At 69.5% G+C, this 15,722-nt stretch carries 16 protein-coding genes; 10 read left to right on the forward strand and 6 right to left on the reverse strand.

Annotated elements, in window-relative coordinates:
* Positions 1–53: 53 nt before the first annotated feature.
* The 3 genes from ACBJ59_RS56800 to ACBJ59_RS56810 are packed head-to-tail and all read right to left on the reverse strand — an operon-like array spanning position 54 to position 2,418.
* Entirely contained in the window at positions 54–482 is a 429-nt protein-coding gene (locus ACBJ59_RS56800) for a hypothetical protein (RefSeq protein ID WP_375118309.1), read from the reverse strand.
* On the reverse strand, positions 482–2,098 hold the full coding sequence (locus ACBJ59_RS56805; protein ID WP_375118310.1) for a hypothetical protein: 1,617 nt from the start codon (positions 2,096–2,098) through the stop codon (positions 482–484). The genes ACBJ59_RS56800 and ACBJ59_RS56805 overlap by 1 nt, the downstream gene beginning before the upstream one ends.
* The gene (locus ACBJ59_RS56810) at positions 2,095–2,418 is read right to left on the reverse strand and encodes a WhiB family transcriptional regulator (RefSeq protein WP_375118311.1); all 324 of its coding nucleotides are present in this window, start codon (positions 2,416–2,418) and stop codon (positions 2,095–2,097) included. The genes ACBJ59_RS56805 and ACBJ59_RS56810 overlap by 4 nt, the downstream gene beginning before the upstream one ends.
* Before the next feature lie 224 nt (positions 2,419–2,642).
* Between ACBJ59_RS56810 and ACBJ59_RS56815 the strand changes: the two genes are divergently transcribed.
* Entirely contained in the window at positions 2,643–3,407 is a 765-nt protein-coding gene (locus ACBJ59_RS56815; protein WP_375118312.1) for a GntR family transcriptional regulator, read from the forward strand.
* Between the two features lie 48 nt (positions 3,408–3,455).
* Complete coding sequence (locus ACBJ59_RS56820; RefSeq protein ID WP_375118313.1) at positions 3,456–4,289, forward strand: alpha/beta hydrolase; 834 nt, start codon at positions 3,456–3,458, stop codon at positions 4,287–4,289.
* Here ACBJ59_RS56820 and ACBJ59_RS56825 read toward each other — a convergent pair.
* On the reverse strand, positions 4,266–5,510 hold the full coding sequence (locus ACBJ59_RS56825; RefSeq protein WP_375118314.1) for a helix-turn-helix domain-containing protein: 1,245 nt from the start codon (positions 5,508–5,510) through the stop codon (positions 4,266–4,268). The genes ACBJ59_RS56820 and ACBJ59_RS56825 overlap by 24 nt on opposite strands.
* Before the next feature lie 207 nt (positions 5,511–5,717).
* Here ACBJ59_RS56825 and ACBJ59_RS56830 point away from each other — a divergent pair, with 207 nt between their 5' ends.
* The 8 genes from ACBJ59_RS56830 to ACBJ59_RS56865 all read left to right on the forward strand — a co-directional run bounded on the left by ACBJ59_RS56830 (position 5,718) and on the right by ACBJ59_RS56865 (position 14,681).
* Entirely contained in the window at positions 5,718–6,074 is a 357-nt protein-coding gene (locus tag ACBJ59_RS56830) for a hypothetical protein (protein ID WP_375118315.1), read from the forward strand.
* Between the two features lie 521 nt (positions 6,075–6,595).
* Positions 6,596–6,793: a hypothetical protein gene (locus ACBJ59_RS56835; protein ID WP_375118316.1), complete on the forward strand. Its 198-nt coding sequence runs from the start codon at positions 6,596–6,598 to the stop codon at positions 6,791–6,793.
* Between the two features lie 72 nt (positions 6,794–6,865).
* Entirely contained in the window at positions 6,866–8,140 is a 1,275-nt protein-coding gene (fxlM, locus tag ACBJ59_RS56840) for a methyltransferase, FxLD system (protein ID WP_375118317.1), read from the forward strand.
* Between the two features lie 10 nt (positions 8,141–8,150).
* Positions 8,151–8,342: an FxLD family lanthipeptide gene (locus ACBJ59_RS56845; RefSeq protein ID WP_375118318.1), complete on the forward strand. Its 192-nt coding sequence runs from the start codon at positions 8,151–8,153 to the stop codon at positions 8,340–8,342.
* Positions 8,343–8,411: 69 nt separating this feature from the next.
* The gene (locus ACBJ59_RS56850; protein ID WP_375118319.1) at positions 8,412–11,468 is read left to right on the forward strand and encodes a lantibiotic dehydratase; all 3,057 of its coding nucleotides are present in this window, start codon (positions 8,412–8,414) and stop codon (positions 11,466–11,468) included.
* Positions 11,465–12,595 (forward strand): lanthionine synthetase C family protein, encoded by a 1,131-nt coding sequence (locus tag ACBJ59_RS56855; protein ID WP_375118320.1) that lies wholly within the window; start codon positions 11,465–11,467, stop codon positions 12,593–12,595. Before ACBJ59_RS56850 ends, ACBJ59_RS56855 begins: the two co-directional genes overlap by 4 nt.
* Positions 12,577–13,542 carry a thiopeptide-type bacteriocin biosynthesis protein gene (locus tag ACBJ59_RS56860; RefSeq protein WP_375118321.1) on the forward strand — a complete coding sequence of 322 codons (966 nt, stop codon included), beginning with the start codon at positions 12,577–12,579 and terminating at the stop codon, positions 13,540–13,542. Before ACBJ59_RS56855 ends, ACBJ59_RS56860 begins: the two co-directional genes overlap by 19 nt.
* Positions 13,539–14,681 carry a hypothetical protein gene (locus tag ACBJ59_RS56865; protein WP_375118323.1) on the forward strand — a complete coding sequence of 381 codons (1,143 nt, stop codon included), beginning with the start codon at positions 13,539–13,541 and terminating at the stop codon, positions 14,679–14,681. Before ACBJ59_RS56860 ends, ACBJ59_RS56865 begins: the two co-directional genes overlap by 4 nt.
* A 397-nt stretch (positions 14,682–15,078) precedes the next feature.
* Here the strand turns inward: ACBJ59_RS56865 and ACBJ59_RS56870 are convergent, their stop codons facing one another.
* Together ACBJ59_RS56870 and ACBJ59_RS56875 are read right to left on the reverse strand one after the other, a co-directional pair.
* The gene (locus tag ACBJ59_RS56870; protein WP_375118324.1) at positions 15,079–15,339 is read right to left on the reverse strand and encodes a hypothetical protein; all 261 of its coding nucleotides are present in this window, start codon (positions 15,337–15,339) and stop codon (positions 15,079–15,081) included.
* A 56-nt stretch (positions 15,340–15,395) separates the two neighbouring features.
* On the reverse strand, positions 15,396–15,692 hold the full coding sequence (locus ACBJ59_RS56875; protein WP_375118325.1) for a hypothetical protein: 297 nt from the start codon (positions 15,690–15,692) through the stop codon (positions 15,396–15,398).
* Positions 15,693–15,722 lie beyond the last annotated feature (30 nt).

The following is a 15,722-nucleotide window of genomic DNA, read 5'->3' on the forward strand; positions in this document are numbered from 1 at the left end:
GGTCTCTGGTCCTGGTCGGCGGTGAACACCGCCTGGCGGTTGGTCACGGTCAGTCACACGGTCAGCAGGTTGGCGATCACGGCGTCCCAGTCGATCCGCGCCATCGCCTCGCTGGTCGGCACCAGCTTGTAGAAGCCGGTCACGTGCCGGGCGAGGACGTCGGCAGAGGCACGGAATACACCCAGCAGGAGGTCTCCCTGCGTGATTCCGAGCAGCACGTGCTTGCCGTCTGAGGATGGCTGGGCCTTCAACGCGGTGCGGTCCGGCTTCGACAGGCACTCGGCCCGCTCGTCCAGGCCGTCCAGCAAGACGGCGCGGGGCGCGACCACCGGGGCGGGCCAGTCCTCGATCTCCAGGCGGACGAACCACGGGTCGTCCGTCCGGTAAGTCAGCCACCCGTTGTGAAACTCCTCGGTGGCCTCGTCCCACATCGGCACGTAGCAGGACCACTCGGTCGCCTGGTCGGTCCGGCTGGTCGTCATCAGTTCGCCCCCTTGTCGTCGGCGGACGAACCGTTCTCGTCCGTTTCATCTGCGCCGGACGGTCCGCCGTCCGCCGTCTGCTCCGTCTGCGCGGACGAGCCGTCCGTCTGCAACACCCTCAGCAGCACGCTGGCGCGCTCGTTGCTGATCGACTGTCCGGCCGCCTTGACCCCGGCCGCGAGGCGGTCGCGCGTCAGCCGTACGCCGGCCCGCTGATGCTGCGCGGCGATCGTCCGTCCGAGCGGCAGCACGTCCGCAACGTCGTCCGGACCCGCGGCCCGTCCGCCCGTCCGCGCCGCTCGTCCGCCGCTCGTCCGTGCGGCCGGACGACGCCCGTCCGTCCGCTTCTTGCCGGACCGTCCGCGCGAACGAGGCTTGGCGTCCGCGTCCTTCGTCCGCTTCTGCTCGGGCCCGTCGTCCGCCGTCGTTCCGCCGTCCGTCTGGCCTTCGTCCGCCGGGCTCGTCTCCTCGTCCGTCCGCCGGTTCGTGGCGTGCTCGTCCGCTGTCCGTCTGCGCGTGAGCCGGTCCCGCCACCGTGCATGCCGCACCGGTTCGTCCGCCGTCCGGCCGCTGTCCGACTGCGCTCCGTCCGCGCCGTCAGTCCGCTTCTCGTCCGCCGGACGAAGCTCGCCGGCGGCCAGCGGCCGGTACATCGGGAACATCCCGCCGCCGACCCGATTCACGAACCGTGCGATCGTCTGCTTGGCCGCCAACGCGTCCGGGTCCACACCGTGCAACTCCTCGGACAGGGCGGCGAGTTGCGTCAGCGCGAGCTCCAACTGCGTCCGCTGCGCCGCGACGACCGCCGTCTGCGCGTGGTCCACGGTCCGCCACGTCTTCCGAACGGCGCGGCGGGACCGAACCACCTCGACCGCGATGTGCGGACTCTGTACGCCTTCGCTGATCGCCCACTTGAAGGCGGCGAAGGTCTCCTTGGTGTGCAGCAGCCAGCGCAACGCCGAGAACTTGGGCGCTCTCGGATCGATCAACCCCGCCTCGCGGAGGTCCTGGCGGTGCAGGTGCCGCGAGTGCATCGACCACAGCCACGGCGAGGCGAGCGAGCACGCCGCGAACAGCTCGGGGTAGTCCTGCACGTGCGTGTACGACAGGTAGCCCGCGCCCGCGCCGATCGCGTAGGACCACATGCGGGTCGCCCAGGCTGCGTCGCCCTCCCGGAGCGCGACGTGCGCGTGCCAGGACACGTACACGGCAACCGACTCGACGATCCCGGCCGCGAGGATGGCCCACAGCGGCGGGAGACCGCGCTGCATGAACGACATCGCCTGGCCCGAGACCGCGACCAGGTTGACGCCGAGGTTCGTGGTGCTCATGACAGCCAGACGGCCAGCCGTCCGCGTCCGCTCGGCCCAGACCGCGCGTCGCTTCCGCCACTTCGCGCGAGTGCGCTCGGCCTCGGCTTCGGCCTCGGCGACGATCCGGGTCTGCTCCTGCTCTGCCAGCTCGCCCGCCCGCTCGGAGAGGGCAGCGCGGTGCTCGGCCTCCTCGATCTCACGCTTGCGCCGGGCCGCTTCGCGCAGTTCCTCCTGCTGGATGCGGATGCGCTCCGCCTCAAGCCGCGCGTGTTCGCGGTTCGGGTTCGGGGCGAGCAGTCTCACGCCGCCACCTCGTAGAAGCCGATGCTCAGGCGGCGTCGCTGCGTCGGGGTGGTGCCGCCGATGATGCCCCAGTTGTCGAACGGCATCGTCCGCGCGCGGTTCACGCACTCGCCGGCCAGGCCGGTGAAGGGACAACCGGAGCAAAGCTGCTGCGCGTACTCGAGGTCATCGGCCTGGCTGGGGTCGAGGGGGTACCAGTCGTCGGGGTCGGTGCCGGGCTCGCGGCACTTGGCGTCGCGGGTAAGGAGGACCGCGTCGAGGTCGGGGGTTGCGTCGAATGTGACAACGCCGTACGGCGATGCCACGATGTGGCTAACCATCGGGTCTCGGTTCCTTTCACGAGGGGTGAGAGACCTGGTGACTAGGGCCCCGTCTGGAAGTGGAGTTCCGGGCGCGGGCCCGCAAGGGCTTGTGGTGAGCGGCTTTCCGGTGGAGCGGAGGGCCGCTTTTTCGCACTCTGCTACGCTGTGTTTAGCGATAAACAGCGTAGTGATAGCTATGCTGCATCACTCGACGATCACTGTCAAGCCCGCAGGTGAGACGGGTGCGCACTGCCCGTAATACGATCAACGCCAGCCAGAACAGTCCAACGGAGGAGGACCCGCCCGTGCCCGTCGTGCGGTATCTGCAGGTCCTCGACGACCTCCGGACCAAGATTCTCGACGGCACTCACCCGGCGGGCGAACCCCTCCCCAACACCGAAGCCCTGATTCAGGCTTACGACGTCAGCCCGAACGTCATCACCCGCGTCATGCGGGAGCTCAAGGAGGAAGGGCTGATCTGGCGCGTCGCCAACAAAGGCATGATCGTCCAGCGGCCGACCGTAGCCATCGAGATCCCCATGGCGATCGAGCGGCGCGACGAACCAACCGCATGGGCGGCGGCGTGCCGCCGGGCCGGCACCACCGGCCATCTGACTGCGCACCGCCCCCGCGACGAGGCAGCGACCCAGGACGTCGCGCAATGCCTGCAACTCGAAGCTGACTCGCCCGTTGTCACCTGGGAACTGCACGGCGACATCGACGGCCAGCTCGTATGCCTCGACCGGTCGTACGTGTCAAAGGAGCGGCACGAAGCCGACGCGTACGACGTCGAACGATCATCCGGCGTCGTGGACCTGCACACCCGCATCCGCCCAGCCACATCGAAGGAAGCGTCGGTGTTCCGGGTCAGCCGCGGCAGTCCCCTGCTCGCCCTCACCCGCATCATCTACGACCACACCGGCCAGCCCGTTCATCTGCTGCGCCGTCTCATCAACCCGCAGCGAGTCCACATCGTGGATCAGCGACTGCCGATCACCTCACCTTGAAACGTGTGCGGTCTTCACACGGCGAACGCCGTCCGTATTCTGCTGTAGGTGACATCAATCGCTCGTGAGATCGCCTTCACTTCGCTCGACGGACTCACTCTTCGCGGCACCCTGGTCACCCCCGAAGCGCAGCAAGGCACGTCGGCGACCGTGCTGGTGCACGGTGGCGGGGTCACCCGCGAGGAGGGCGGCTTCTTCACCCGCCTCGCGCTCGGTCTGGCCGACGCCGACCTTCCCTCGCTCCGCTTCGACTTCCGCGCCCACGGCGAGAGCGAAGGACGGCAAGAAGACCTCACGCTCGCTGGAGTCGTCAACGACATCCGAGCGGCAGCGCAGTGCATCTGCGCCGAGCTAGGGAGCGAGCAGGTAAACGTCATCGGCGCCAGCTTCGGTGGCGGCATCACAGCCCTGTACGCCTCGCGCTACTCGGACGCAGTCCGGCGGCTGGTGCTGATCAACCCCCTGCTCAACTACAAGAGACGCTTCGTGGACGACAAGCCGTACTGGCACGACGACCAGATAGACGCCGAAGCCGGAAGCGAGCTCGCCACGCAGGGCTTCCTGTCGCACTCGCCGTCGTTCAAGCTCGGGCGCGCGCTGCTCAATGAGGTGTTCTACCTCCAGCCGCACACGGAACTGGGCAACGTCACGGCACCGACACTGATCGTGCACGGCACTGGCGACACGTTCATCCCAGTGCAGTCCTCACGAGACGCCGTGGCCAAGTTCGGAGGCGACGCCCGTCTCCTTGAGATCGAGGGCGCTCAACACGGCATCGCAGTTCACGATGATCCACAGTACGCCGACCCGCAGACCCAGCAGTGGCAGGCCGACACCATTCGTACCTTGGCCGGCTGGCTAAGCAAGGACAGCGTGGCGTAGCTCGCGCACGCTGTCCCGCTGTTGCCAGGGTCGCAGCCTCCCAACCAACCTCAAGATCTCCTGATGCGTTCGGGCCGAGTTCGTCTCGCGCGCCAACGCCAACGCCTCAAGGCCGTTCATTGCCGCGCTGTCCGGCCGTTCCATTGCGACGAATGCTCCGCCCTTGAGCGACAGGAAGTAGCCGTAATCCCTCCGTGAGAAGGATTCCGGCGACAGCCACTGCTCGTAGAGCTCCATCGCCCGCTCAACCTGGCCTGCCTCGCAATAGCAAATGGCGACCTGGAGCCCGAACAACGCCTCGTTGTAGTGGGCAGCGATTCCCGTTGCCTCCTCGTGCTCTATGAGCAGACCGCGAGCCCGGTCAAGCTTTGCCTCGATGATCGCCATGTCGCCGCTGGTCATGGCGTATCCTCGCGCCTCCTGCTGAACCGCCTCCGCTTGCACATGGGGCGGCAGATGCCACGGTTCCTGCTGGGCTGCCTCCGCAAGGGTAAGCATCCGAAGCGCATCGCGGTCATCCCAAGCCGCTTGGCTCTTTTTCAACAGCACATAGCCTTGCATGGGGAAGTTACTGGTCGCTTGAGCCCATTCCATCGCGCGGTCGCGCCAATAGTTGGCCAGGTCGGGCATCGCGATGTCGCGATACAGCCATCCGACAAATTCGGCTGTGCGCGCCCCGACTTGCAGCAATGGACGCCGCATGTCCGTTTTCGCTTCTTTAGCCATATCTTCGACGGCTGCGACCAAGCCAAGAGCTATCGGAATGCTTTGCCTCGGGCCGCGGGCCCGGTCATTAGCGGCACAGTCATCAAGTTGACACTGCAGATGGGCGACCACTTCCTTGTCGGCGTATCGGCGAGCATCGCTGATCGCGGCCGCGATGTGTTTCAGCTCCTCCAGGCCGATGGCGGGCAAGGTGACGGCGGCCAGGCCGCGCTTCAAGAAGGAACGACGTAGCAACTCGCTCACCTCCTCCCACTCCTCATCAGGCGATACCAGCGCCGGAGACTGGCTTGGCGGGGGTGATACAAGGGCCACCAGCGTGCCATTTGCCCCAAGCTTCTCATCGAGCACGGTTACGACTGGCAAGGTTGGCTTGCGTCGCCCGTTCTCAAGATCGGAAATGTGTGTCTTACCGATATTGGTCAGGGCAGCTACTTCCCGGAGGGACATTCGTCCACGTAGGCGCCGAAGTGCCTCGCCGAACGTCTCTACACCCATATGGCGCTCCCTGCCAAGTCCGCCGCTGTCCGCAAATTCTGCGGACGCTCTGCGGACAGCCAATCCCTAGCCCATGACCCCCGGTATTGGCAACGCTACTCCTGAAGGCTGCTCCTTTCGATGCCCACGCAAAAAGGCGGCCCCGGCCCCGGTGCGCGAACACCGAGGAGAACCCGGGGCCTAGATCAGGAATCGAGGTCCTGACCCATGAGGAAGCGTAGAGCCACCACACGCCGATCGCACAGGGATCGCCCCGAGCTGGCCACCAACAAGACCGAGGCCTTGAGCCCGGAAACAGGACGGCGACTGGCCGCGCAATTGCAGGATTCATGGGCCGGCCGCTGGCAGGTGATGTGGGAGCCCTGGAGCCGCAAGTTCAGGGCGTTCCCGGCCTACGACATGGACGTCAACACTCCAGTCGACGGCGAAAGCCTCCGCGAGCTGTGGCGAAAAGTCATCAACGTCGATCACGAACTGCTGCTGGCCGTGGCCGAAGCCATCCCGGCGCACCCGCCCGCGGTCGTCCACATTCCCCCCGGCATCTTTCAGGAGATGGCCGGGTGACCAAGCGAGACGTGGCCCAGCACGCTGCCCACCGCAAGGTCCGGCAGCAACTCCCCACGTCCCGGCGCGACCGGCCGGCGGGGCGAACCCCTCCACGGTCGTGCACTCCGGCGCGGGCCGACCATCCGGAAACCATTCCCACCTGGCCCGCGCCGCCTGCCACTCGCACCCCCCGCCGGAGCCCCTGTCCGGCGTGGGGTGCGAGCACCACCGTCGCGCCTCCCGCGACACCAGGTCACAGCGAAGGCCACCGCCGATGGACCACCTCATCCTCGCTATGTACGCCCACGGCTACCTGCCTGCCCACCTTTTCGCGCCTGCGGACGCGGCCCGTTCGATGGTTACCGCTCGATCGCCCGCACCACCCGAATCGAGCGCGGAGACAGCAGATGAACCAGCAAGCCAGCCGCTCGCGACGACCTAGCACGCAGACAGCCGACACGTTCGAGTGGACGCCGTATGCCCCGTCCGGCGGCATTTTCCGGGTCCGACACACCTCGTGCTGCGGCACGTACGAACTCGTGTCCGAGGGCGGTCAGTTCTTCGTGCTCCGCCAGGCCGAGAACAGCGGCTACGAGGAGAGCGGACGAGGCCGCACCCACCGCGGCGCCGTCCGAACGTACGTCGCCCTGGTGATCGAACATCGCCGCGAGCACGTCACCCGAGGGGAGCCGCTGGAGCCCGACCCGTACGTGGAAGAAGCGGACGGCGTGGCCTGACCCCTGGACTGCCCGCCAACAGCCACCATCGACCAGTTGCCCATCACAACCAAGAAGAGGGGATCCAAACCTGTGACCACCGACAACGACGTCCAGGACGACGCCACCGCGCTACGCGACGCCATGACCACCGCCGTGGCGGCCGCATGCGAGGAGTGGGGTTTTCCGCTCCCCGTGCCGGTCGAGGCCGCGTTCCGTACGGTTCCCCGGCACCTCTTCGCCCCCGAGGCGACGCTGGAGAAGGCATACGCGCAAGACATCGTCGAGGTCAAACGCAGCGAGCACGGCGTCCTGATCTCCACCATGTCCGCGCCCGCCACCCAGGCGGTGCAGCTCGTGCAGGCCGACATCAGGCCGGGGATGCGCGTCCTGGAGATCGGCTCAGGCGGCTACTTCGCGTCGCTACTCGCCGAGGTGGTCGGACCGACCGGCCAGGTGACGACGATGGACATCGACGCCGACGTGATCAGCCAGGCCCGCGCCTGCCTGGACGCGGCCGGATACGAGCGGGTGCGGGTGGCCATCGGCGACGCCGAGTACGGCCTGAAAGACAACGCCCCGTACGACCGCATCATCGTCACGGTCGGGGCGCCGGACATCCCGCCGGCCTGGCGTGAGCAGCTCGCCCCCGGCGGCAGGATCGTCGTCCCGCTACGGATGAAGGGGATCAGCAGGTCACTCGCCCTGGAGGCTACGAACGATCATCTCGTCGCCGTGTCGCAGGCGGTCTCCGGGTTCGTCTGGATGCAGGGCGCCGGCGCGAACGACGGTCACCTGTGGCTGCTGAACGGGACGAAGGTCGGGCTGCGTTTCGACGACGGGGACCTGCGGCAGCCCGGCGCCCTCGATGGCGTGCTGGCCGGTGAGCCCGCCGCGGCCTGGTCCGGAGTGACCGTCCAGCGGTCGGAGCCGTTCCCGGACTTGGCGCTATGGATGGCGACTGCGCTCCCCGGCTTCTGCCACCTGGCCGTGGACGCCAGCGACGGTGACTCGGGGCTCGCGGCCGAGCCCGGTGGCCGCCGCTTCCCGTTCGCCGCAGTCAATGACGAGGGCGACTCCTTCGCTCACCTGTCGGTCCGCCCGGCCGGAGAGGGCATCGTCGAAATGGGCGCGCACGGTTACGGGCCTCACAGGTCCCAGATCGCTGAGGCCATCGTGGAACAGGTGCGGGTATGGGACCGCGACTACCGCAACGGCCCCAGCCCTGACGTCGCCGTCTGGCCGACCGGCACCCCCGCTGAAGGGTCGCCGGGGCGGGCGCTGGTCATCGAAAAGCGCCACACGAAGATCACGATCTCCTGGCCCAACGTGGCTGTTCGGGACCAGGTAGCCCCACCCACCCAGTGAAGGAGAAGCCGTGTCCACCCAAACCGTCGAGACCCCCGCGGGGATCCCTGCCGCGCACATCCCTGACGACGACGAGTTCGATCTCGACATGCGCGTGATCGAGGCGAGCGTGCCGTTGCCCATCCTGGCGTGCTCCACCGACGACAACTGCAACCCCTCGTGCAACAGCTCCTGCGCCACCGCCGTCGCCGACCCGTTCTGACGACGGAGTGACCCGCTGTCGGCGCTGCCCTTGGCTGCGCCGGCAGCCCCACCACCGAGGCAGAGGATCATGAGACCAGCGCTGTTCTTCCGCCCCTCTGGTCCGGTACTGGCCCGGGTGAGCACCTACCCGGACGGGCTGGACATGCCCGACCACCACGACGATCCAGCCGCCCAGGCAGAGACCGATCGGCGGTGGCTGACCCACATCTGGGCGCGCCCCGACGTACAGGCAGCTCTGCGCCTGGCCAGCCCGTCACTCGCCGGACGGCTCGACATCGTCACCCGCGAGGGGGCGAGTGCCGAGCAGCTACGGCGGCTCACGCTGACCGTGGCGTCCTATCTGGTGCGCTGGCAGCGCCGCCCGACCCCGTTCGGGCTGTTCGCCGGGATCACACCGGTACGCGTCGGGCCTGCCGCGGCGCCTTGCTTCGGCTCCGACCACCGGGTGGTGATGCGCGCCGATGGGCAGTGGCTCGCCACGCTCGTTGACCGGCTGGAGAGGCATCCCGAGCTTCTGGCCCGCCTGCCGGTGGTGGTCAACAGCTCGTGCGTCGTGCGCGGCGACAGGGTCGCCATCGCCGACCGGCCCAGCGCCGGGCGGCCGGGCCCGCTGACCGAGATCTCGATCCGCCGCAGCCGGCCCGTCCAGCTCGCCCTGAACACGGCAAACGCGCCGATCTCGTTCGGCTGCCTGGCCGAGCAGCTCCACGAGGCGTTTCCTGCCTCCACCCTCGGCACGATCACCACCATGCTGGCCGATCTCGTCGCGCAAGGGTTCCTGCTCACCGCGTTGCGTCCGCCCTCGACCGTTGTGGATGGCCTGCCGCACGTGATCAGCCACCTGCACGCCGCCGGCGCCGACCTTCCCGATATCGCGGCCCTCCTGCACGACCTCGAAGACCTTCACCATCACCTGACCCGCCCTCCTGCGGGAGACCCGCTGGCGCACGCCGACACGGCCACCGTCGCGGACCGGATGATCTCCGTGTGCGGCGGCACCGATACCGTGCTGGCCGCCGACACCGCAGTGGACGGCCGGATCAGCCTGCCGCGCACGGTCCTCGACGAGGCCGCCGCGGCCGCGTCGGTGCTGTTGCGCCTGACCACCCGCCCGTTCGGGCCGGAAGTCTGGCGGGACTACCACCTCGCGTTCCGGGCACGGTACGGGCCGGCTGCTCTCGTGCCGGTGCGGGAACTGATCGGAGACTCAGGGCTCGGGTTTCCCGCCGGCTTCCTCGGCGCGGCGCGTGACCGCCCTGCGCGGGCTTTGAGCGGCCGCGATGGCGTCCTGCTGGCGCTCATCCAGCAGGCCATGGTGGACGGCCGCGCAGAGATCACGCTGACCGAGCCGCTGATTCAGCAGCTGACGGTCGGCGACCCCGCCGAGATGGTCGTCCCACAGCGCGCCGAGCTGCCTTTCCACCTGGACGCGGCATCGGCGGACGCGGTCGCCCGGGGCGCGTTCACCCTGTGGGTGACCGGTGCGCCAAGGACCAGCAGCAGCATGGCCGGCCGGTTCGCCCACCTGCTGCCCCCACACGAGCGGGACCTGCTGGCCGCGTCCTTCGGCCCTGGCGGTGAGGCGGTGGCGGCGCAGCTGTCCTTCCCGCCCCGGCGCCGACACAACGAGAACGTCGTCCGCGTCCCGCAACTCCTGCCCGCCGTGATCCCCCTCGCCGAGCATCCCGCCCCCGGTACCGCCTCGATCAGCGTGGACGACCTCGCGGTGACCGCTGACGCGACCCAGACGTATCTGATCCAGATCTCAACCGGCCGCCGCATCGTGCCGTGGGCGTTGCACGCGCTGGAGGCGGCGACGCACACCCCTCCGCTGGCCCGGTTCCTCGCTGGGGTGCCGTGCGCCCGCCACGCCGTCTACGGGCTGTTCGACTGGGGAGCGGCCCGCAAGCTGCCGCACCTGCCGCGCCTGCGCTACGGCCGCACGGTGCTGGCCCCGGCCCGCTGGATCCTCAACGCCTCCGACCTGGGCACCCGGCGCGACCCCGCCCAGCTCTGGGACAAGCACCTCGCCGCGTGGCGGGAGCGATGGCGCGTCCCCTCCTGGGTCGTGCTCTACCAGCAGGAGGCCCGGCTCCCGCTCGACCTCGACGCCCGTCTGGACCGGCTCCTGCTGCGCACCCGCCTCGACCGCGCCGGACAGGTCGAACTCCGCGAACACCCCCGCGGGGACTGGACCGGCCGCGCCTGCGAATTCCTCGCCACCCTGACCGCCGCCCCATCCGCCCGCCGCGGGCCTGCCCCACCCGCCGTCCTGGAACGGCCCGTCACGATGCTGATGCCCGGCGCCGGCGACCTGCTCCACGCACAGTTACACGGCCACCCCGCCCGCTACGACGAGATCCTGACCTGCCACCTGCCCCGCCTCCTGCAAGCCCTCGATCTGGAGCGCTGGTGGTTCCGCCGCCACCGCGACACCCTGCGGCCCGACAGCCTCCAGCAGCTCTGGCTCTACCTGCAGTTGTCCGGCCCCGACCAGTACACCGCCACAACCGCCCACCTGGCCGACTTCGCCGCCCACCTGCAAGCCCAGGGGCTCCTCGCCCGTCTGTGCCTGGCCGCCTACCAGCCGCAGACCGGCCGCTACGGTCCCGGCACGGCCCTGGCCGCCTCGTATCAGGTGGCCGCCGCCGACTCGGCTGCGGCACTGGCCCAGATCACCATGGCCGCCCGCTCTGGCCTACCCGCTCAGGCGATCGCCGCGGCGTCGATGGCCGATCTCGCCGCTGGGCTCGCCCCTTCCCCTGGCGCCGGGTACGGGTGGCTGGTCAACCAGCTTCCCCGAGAGTATGGGGAGCTGGACCGGACGCTCCGCGACACGAGCCTGCTCCTGGCCGAGCCCTCCGACCTCTACCGGGCTCTGCGGGACCGTCCAGGCGGGGAAGAGGTGGCCCGCGCGTGGACGGTACGGCGGGCGGCGCTCAACGTCTACAGGGCCGAGCTCTCCCGCTGCCGCCGCGCGCCCATCACCGTGCTGCGGTCCCTGCTGCACGATCACCACGTGCGCGCCCTCGGTGTCGATCCTGACCTGGAGGGCGTCACCAACCGGCTGGTCCGCGCCGCCGCCCTGCGCGGCCTGGCCCTCGCCCAACAGGACCAACGATGACCGCGCCGAGCAGCGAACCCGTGGGGCAGTCGCTGGCCGCAGGCGCGGCCGGAACCGCGCTGCTGCACATCGAACGCGCCCACACCGGGGAGCAGCCATGGCACAGCGCGCACGAGTGGATCAAGGCCGCCACCAGCCAGCAGATCAGCGCGGGCGAACCCGCCGGGCTCTACTTCGGCGCCCCGGCGATCAGCTTCACCCTGCACGCCACCCGGACGGGCCGCTACGACCGTGCAACCGCCGTCATCGACGCACACGTTATCCGGCTCACCGAACGCCGGCTGGCCGACGTGACCGCCCGCACCGCATGCGGTGAGGCGGCGGCGTTCGCGGACTACGACCTGTTCCGTGGCCTGACCGGGATCGCCGTCCTGCTCCTGCGCCACATGCCCGACGCCGGCGTCCTCGAACCGATCCTGAGCCACCTGGTACGGCTCACCTACCCGACCTCGGAGCAGCTTCCCGGCTGGTGGGTCGCCCATGATCCCGCCTCCACCGTCCCCACCCCAGGCGGGCACGCCAACCTCGGGACCGCGCACGGCATCACGGGCATCCTGGCTTTGCTCGCCCTCGCGCTCCGCGACGACGTCGCCGTGGACGGCCAGGCCGACGCCATCCGGCGCATCTGCGCCTGCCTCGACGCGTGGCAGCAGGACGGCGAGACCGGACCGTGGTGGCCACAGTGGATCACCCGCGAGGACCTGGAGTGTGGCCGAACCCGACAGCTTGGGCCCGGCCGCCCTTCCTGGTGCTACGGCACCGTGGGCATCGCCCGCGCCCAGCAGTTGGCCGCCATCGCCCTGGGCGACACCACCCGACAGCGCCTCGCCGAGCATGCCCTTGCCGCCTGTCTCCGCGACCCTGCCCAACTCGCGTATCTCACCGGCGCCGGGCTCTGCCACGGCGTCGCTGGCGTCTACCAGACCGCGTGGCGAGCCGCCCGCGACGCCCTCACCCCCGACATCGCCGCCTGTCTCCCCACCTTGGCAGCGATGCTCGACCAAGCCGACGTGCATGCCGACGACAGCCTGCTCACCGGATCCGCGGGTCTGGCTCTCGCCCGGAACACCGCCGCCCGCAACGCACCCCCGCACTCGGGATGGGACACATGTCTACTGATCATCTGACCGCCACCGCCCCCGCTGACCTGGCCGCGGCCGTGCTGGCGGTCCTGTCCGATACGCCGGTCAAGGTGGCCGCGTCCGCCATCAACACACCTCCGGAGAGCCTCACCGCGATGGTCGAGCTCTACCAGCGCGCCGGCCGCGAGGCGCTCGAAACGCACGCTGCCGGGGGTGACTGGTACCAGATCAACGTGAAGTTCCCCGGCAGCGCCGACGCCGCGGTTGCCACCCTCGGCCAGCATCTGGACCGCCTTCACGACCTGGTCGACGCCTGGTGGTTCATCCGCAAGAAGCCCGGCCTGAAACTACGGCTACGCCTGCGCGCCGCCACCACCGGCACCAGGACAGCGGTCAACGCCGCGCTGAACGACCTCGCCACCTCCGGGGCCATCTCACGCTGGGGCGCGGCGATCTACGAGCCGGAAACCGCCGCATTCGGCAGCCGAATCGGCATGGACATCGCCCATGACCTGTTCTGTGCCGACAGCCGACACGTCGTCGCCTATCTGCGGCAACCGGCGGCGGGCGTGGGCCGCAAGGAGGTGTCGATGCTGCTCCTCGGCACCATGCTGAGCACGTGCCTGGACCGCTTCGAGCGCGGCGACGTCTGGCACCGCGTCGCCGAACTGCGCCCCCTGCCCGAGCCCCCGCCTCCCGGCCAACTGGAGGCGCTGGCCGACAAGATTCGCCCCCTGGTCGCCTCCCCTCTCGGCCCCGTCACCCCCGGCGGGCCGCTCGCGTTCGTTGCGCCGTGGGCCGACGACTTCCGCCACGCCGGACAATCGCTGTACGAGGCCGCCACCGCCGGACACCTCAGCCGCGGCATCCGCCACATCTTCGTCCACCACGTGATCTTCCACTGGAACAGGCTCGGCCTGCCCGCGACCACCCAGGGCGTCCTCAGCCGAGCGGCCTGCGAAGCGCTCCTTCCCGCCGGGGACCGGCCATGACGGCGCCCGATGTCGCCCAGCTCACCCGCTGGTGGCCGCTCGTCAGCCGGGCCCGCCCCCCGTACCCGCCTCTCGCCAAGCGAATCAGCGAGGTCAGTGGCCTCGCCCGCAACACCGAACACGCCGCCGACCCGCTACTCGCCGCCGCCCAGACGCTCAACGCCGCCGCGCTCATCGCCAGCGACTGCGGCCTGCCCGACCTCGCCCAAGAGGTGTGCTGGCGCCAGATCAACCCCTACCGCCAGGCCGGCCACCTCACTATCCGTCAGGCCAGGCACATGCTCGAACCGGCCGTCAACCTCGCCCGCCTACACCTGCGCGCGGGCGACGCCGAAGCGGCCTGGGCGCTGCTCGACACCCTTTACCACGCCATCGCCGCCAACACCGAGGCTGATATCGACGGCCGGCCCCTGCCGCTCCGGGACCTGACCGGCAGCCCGGAACAGTATCAGGAGCTACGCGTCTGGGCCTGGCGCGTCCACCTGGCCGAAGGCACCCGCGCTCTCGTACGCCTCGGCCGCTGGCCCGACGCCCTCGCCCACATCGAACGCCACAAAGGGATCGGCCTGCACCTGATGGACGGCCGCCAAGTCAAGATCGTGACCGCCTGCCTCACCGGCGACACCGACGCCGCTCTCGCGGTTCTGACCAGCAGCACACTCACCGAGCCGTGGGAGGAGCAGGTCGCGGCCTGCCTGACAGTGATGTGCCACCTCGCCGGCAACCGGCCCGCGGAGCAGGAGACCGACCGGATGATCCGACGCTACCTCGCCGGCAGGTCAACGGTCGGGCACGACGTCTTCCAGGCCCGCTTGGGCATGGCCGTCGCCGATCTCACTTCCCTCGTCGCGCCGGGAAAGGTCGGCGCGGTGTATGCCCGCCTCATCGGCGAGGCCATCGCATCGGCAGACGGGTACGTCGCACGCGAGATACTCGCCCACGACGGATGCGGAAGGATGCTCATCGGCGCTGAGGAGCAGGCACTCGCCTCCGCCGTACAGTCTGCCGGGCTCGGGCTCGGCACCATCCCGGACGCGCTGCTGACGGATCTTCTCGCGGCTGTGGAGAGAAGCGAGACGGCGGTAGGCCGAGCCTTGGACGCGCCCACGCAGGCCGTCAATGCTCCTGCTCCGAAGTAGGAGGACCTCTCCGGCCGTGGTTGCGAACCCCGCCCTCCGACCACGGCAGCCGCCCGGCAAAGGCCCGAACCGGGCGGTGCGGCCGTGGGACGGCGCCGCTGCAGAGCCTTCCCACGGCCGCCCATCATCCCCGGAGGTAGTCATCAACGCGGAGGAAACGAGATGCCCCATCTGCCCATTCCTCCTGATGGCGGCTTCTACGGCTGCGTGCCGTCCGGTCACGTCACGCCGCGCTGGCGGTGGGTGGCGCGGCTGTGTGCCTGGTTCGACGGCTCCTCGGAAGATTCGGCACGGAGCGATGGCAACGACAGCGAGGACAACCAAGTAATCCGAAACGCAAAGAGTGCCCCGCCCCTCCCAGCAGGGAGGAGCGGGGCACTCACGTTAGCGACGAAACCTATCGCTGGTCAGCCGGAAGGTCCGGCCGCGGGGTGTGCTGCGCGGTGAAGCCGGCCACGGCCGCCAGCGCGGTCGGCAGCAGCGGCAGCGTGATCGCCTCGACCCAGTCAGGCAGCCAGGCGATCAACGACGGCGCGTCAGCGACCGCCTGCAGCACCGCCATACCGGCGACACCAGCGAGGTAGGACACCAGGCCCATCGCCTTGACCTTGGTCTCGACGGGCGGCTTGGAGTAGGTGACCTGGGGATCTGCGTGCATAGTCCCTCCTTCGGGACAGCCCGCTCACAGCGGGAATTCATGGGAAAGAATGAAGATCAGGCGCGGGCCGGCCACGACCACTGGCCGTGGTCAGTGCCCTGCGAGCGCGACGTGGCCCAGTAGGAGTGGTTGCCGTCCAGGAACACCTGGAGGTTCACGGCGGTCCCGGCACCCTCGAAGGTGCGCGTGATGATCGCTGGGAGGACGTCGCCGAGCTTGGCGGGCGATCGGACGACGCCCTGGCCGCCGAACGACTGCATGCTCTCTAGGTTGATCATGGAGACGTCGTGGCCGGACAGCTTGTAGTGCACTATCCGGCCGATCGTCGGCGCGGGCTCGGTGGGGGTGGACACGGGGGTACCTCCTTCGTCGAAAGCGGAACC

This window comes from Nonomuraea sp. MTCD27, from assembly GCF_041950495.1.
In the GTDB taxonomy this organism is placed as follows: Bacteria; Actinomycetota; Actinomycetes; order Streptosporangiales; family Streptosporangiaceae; genus Nonomuraea.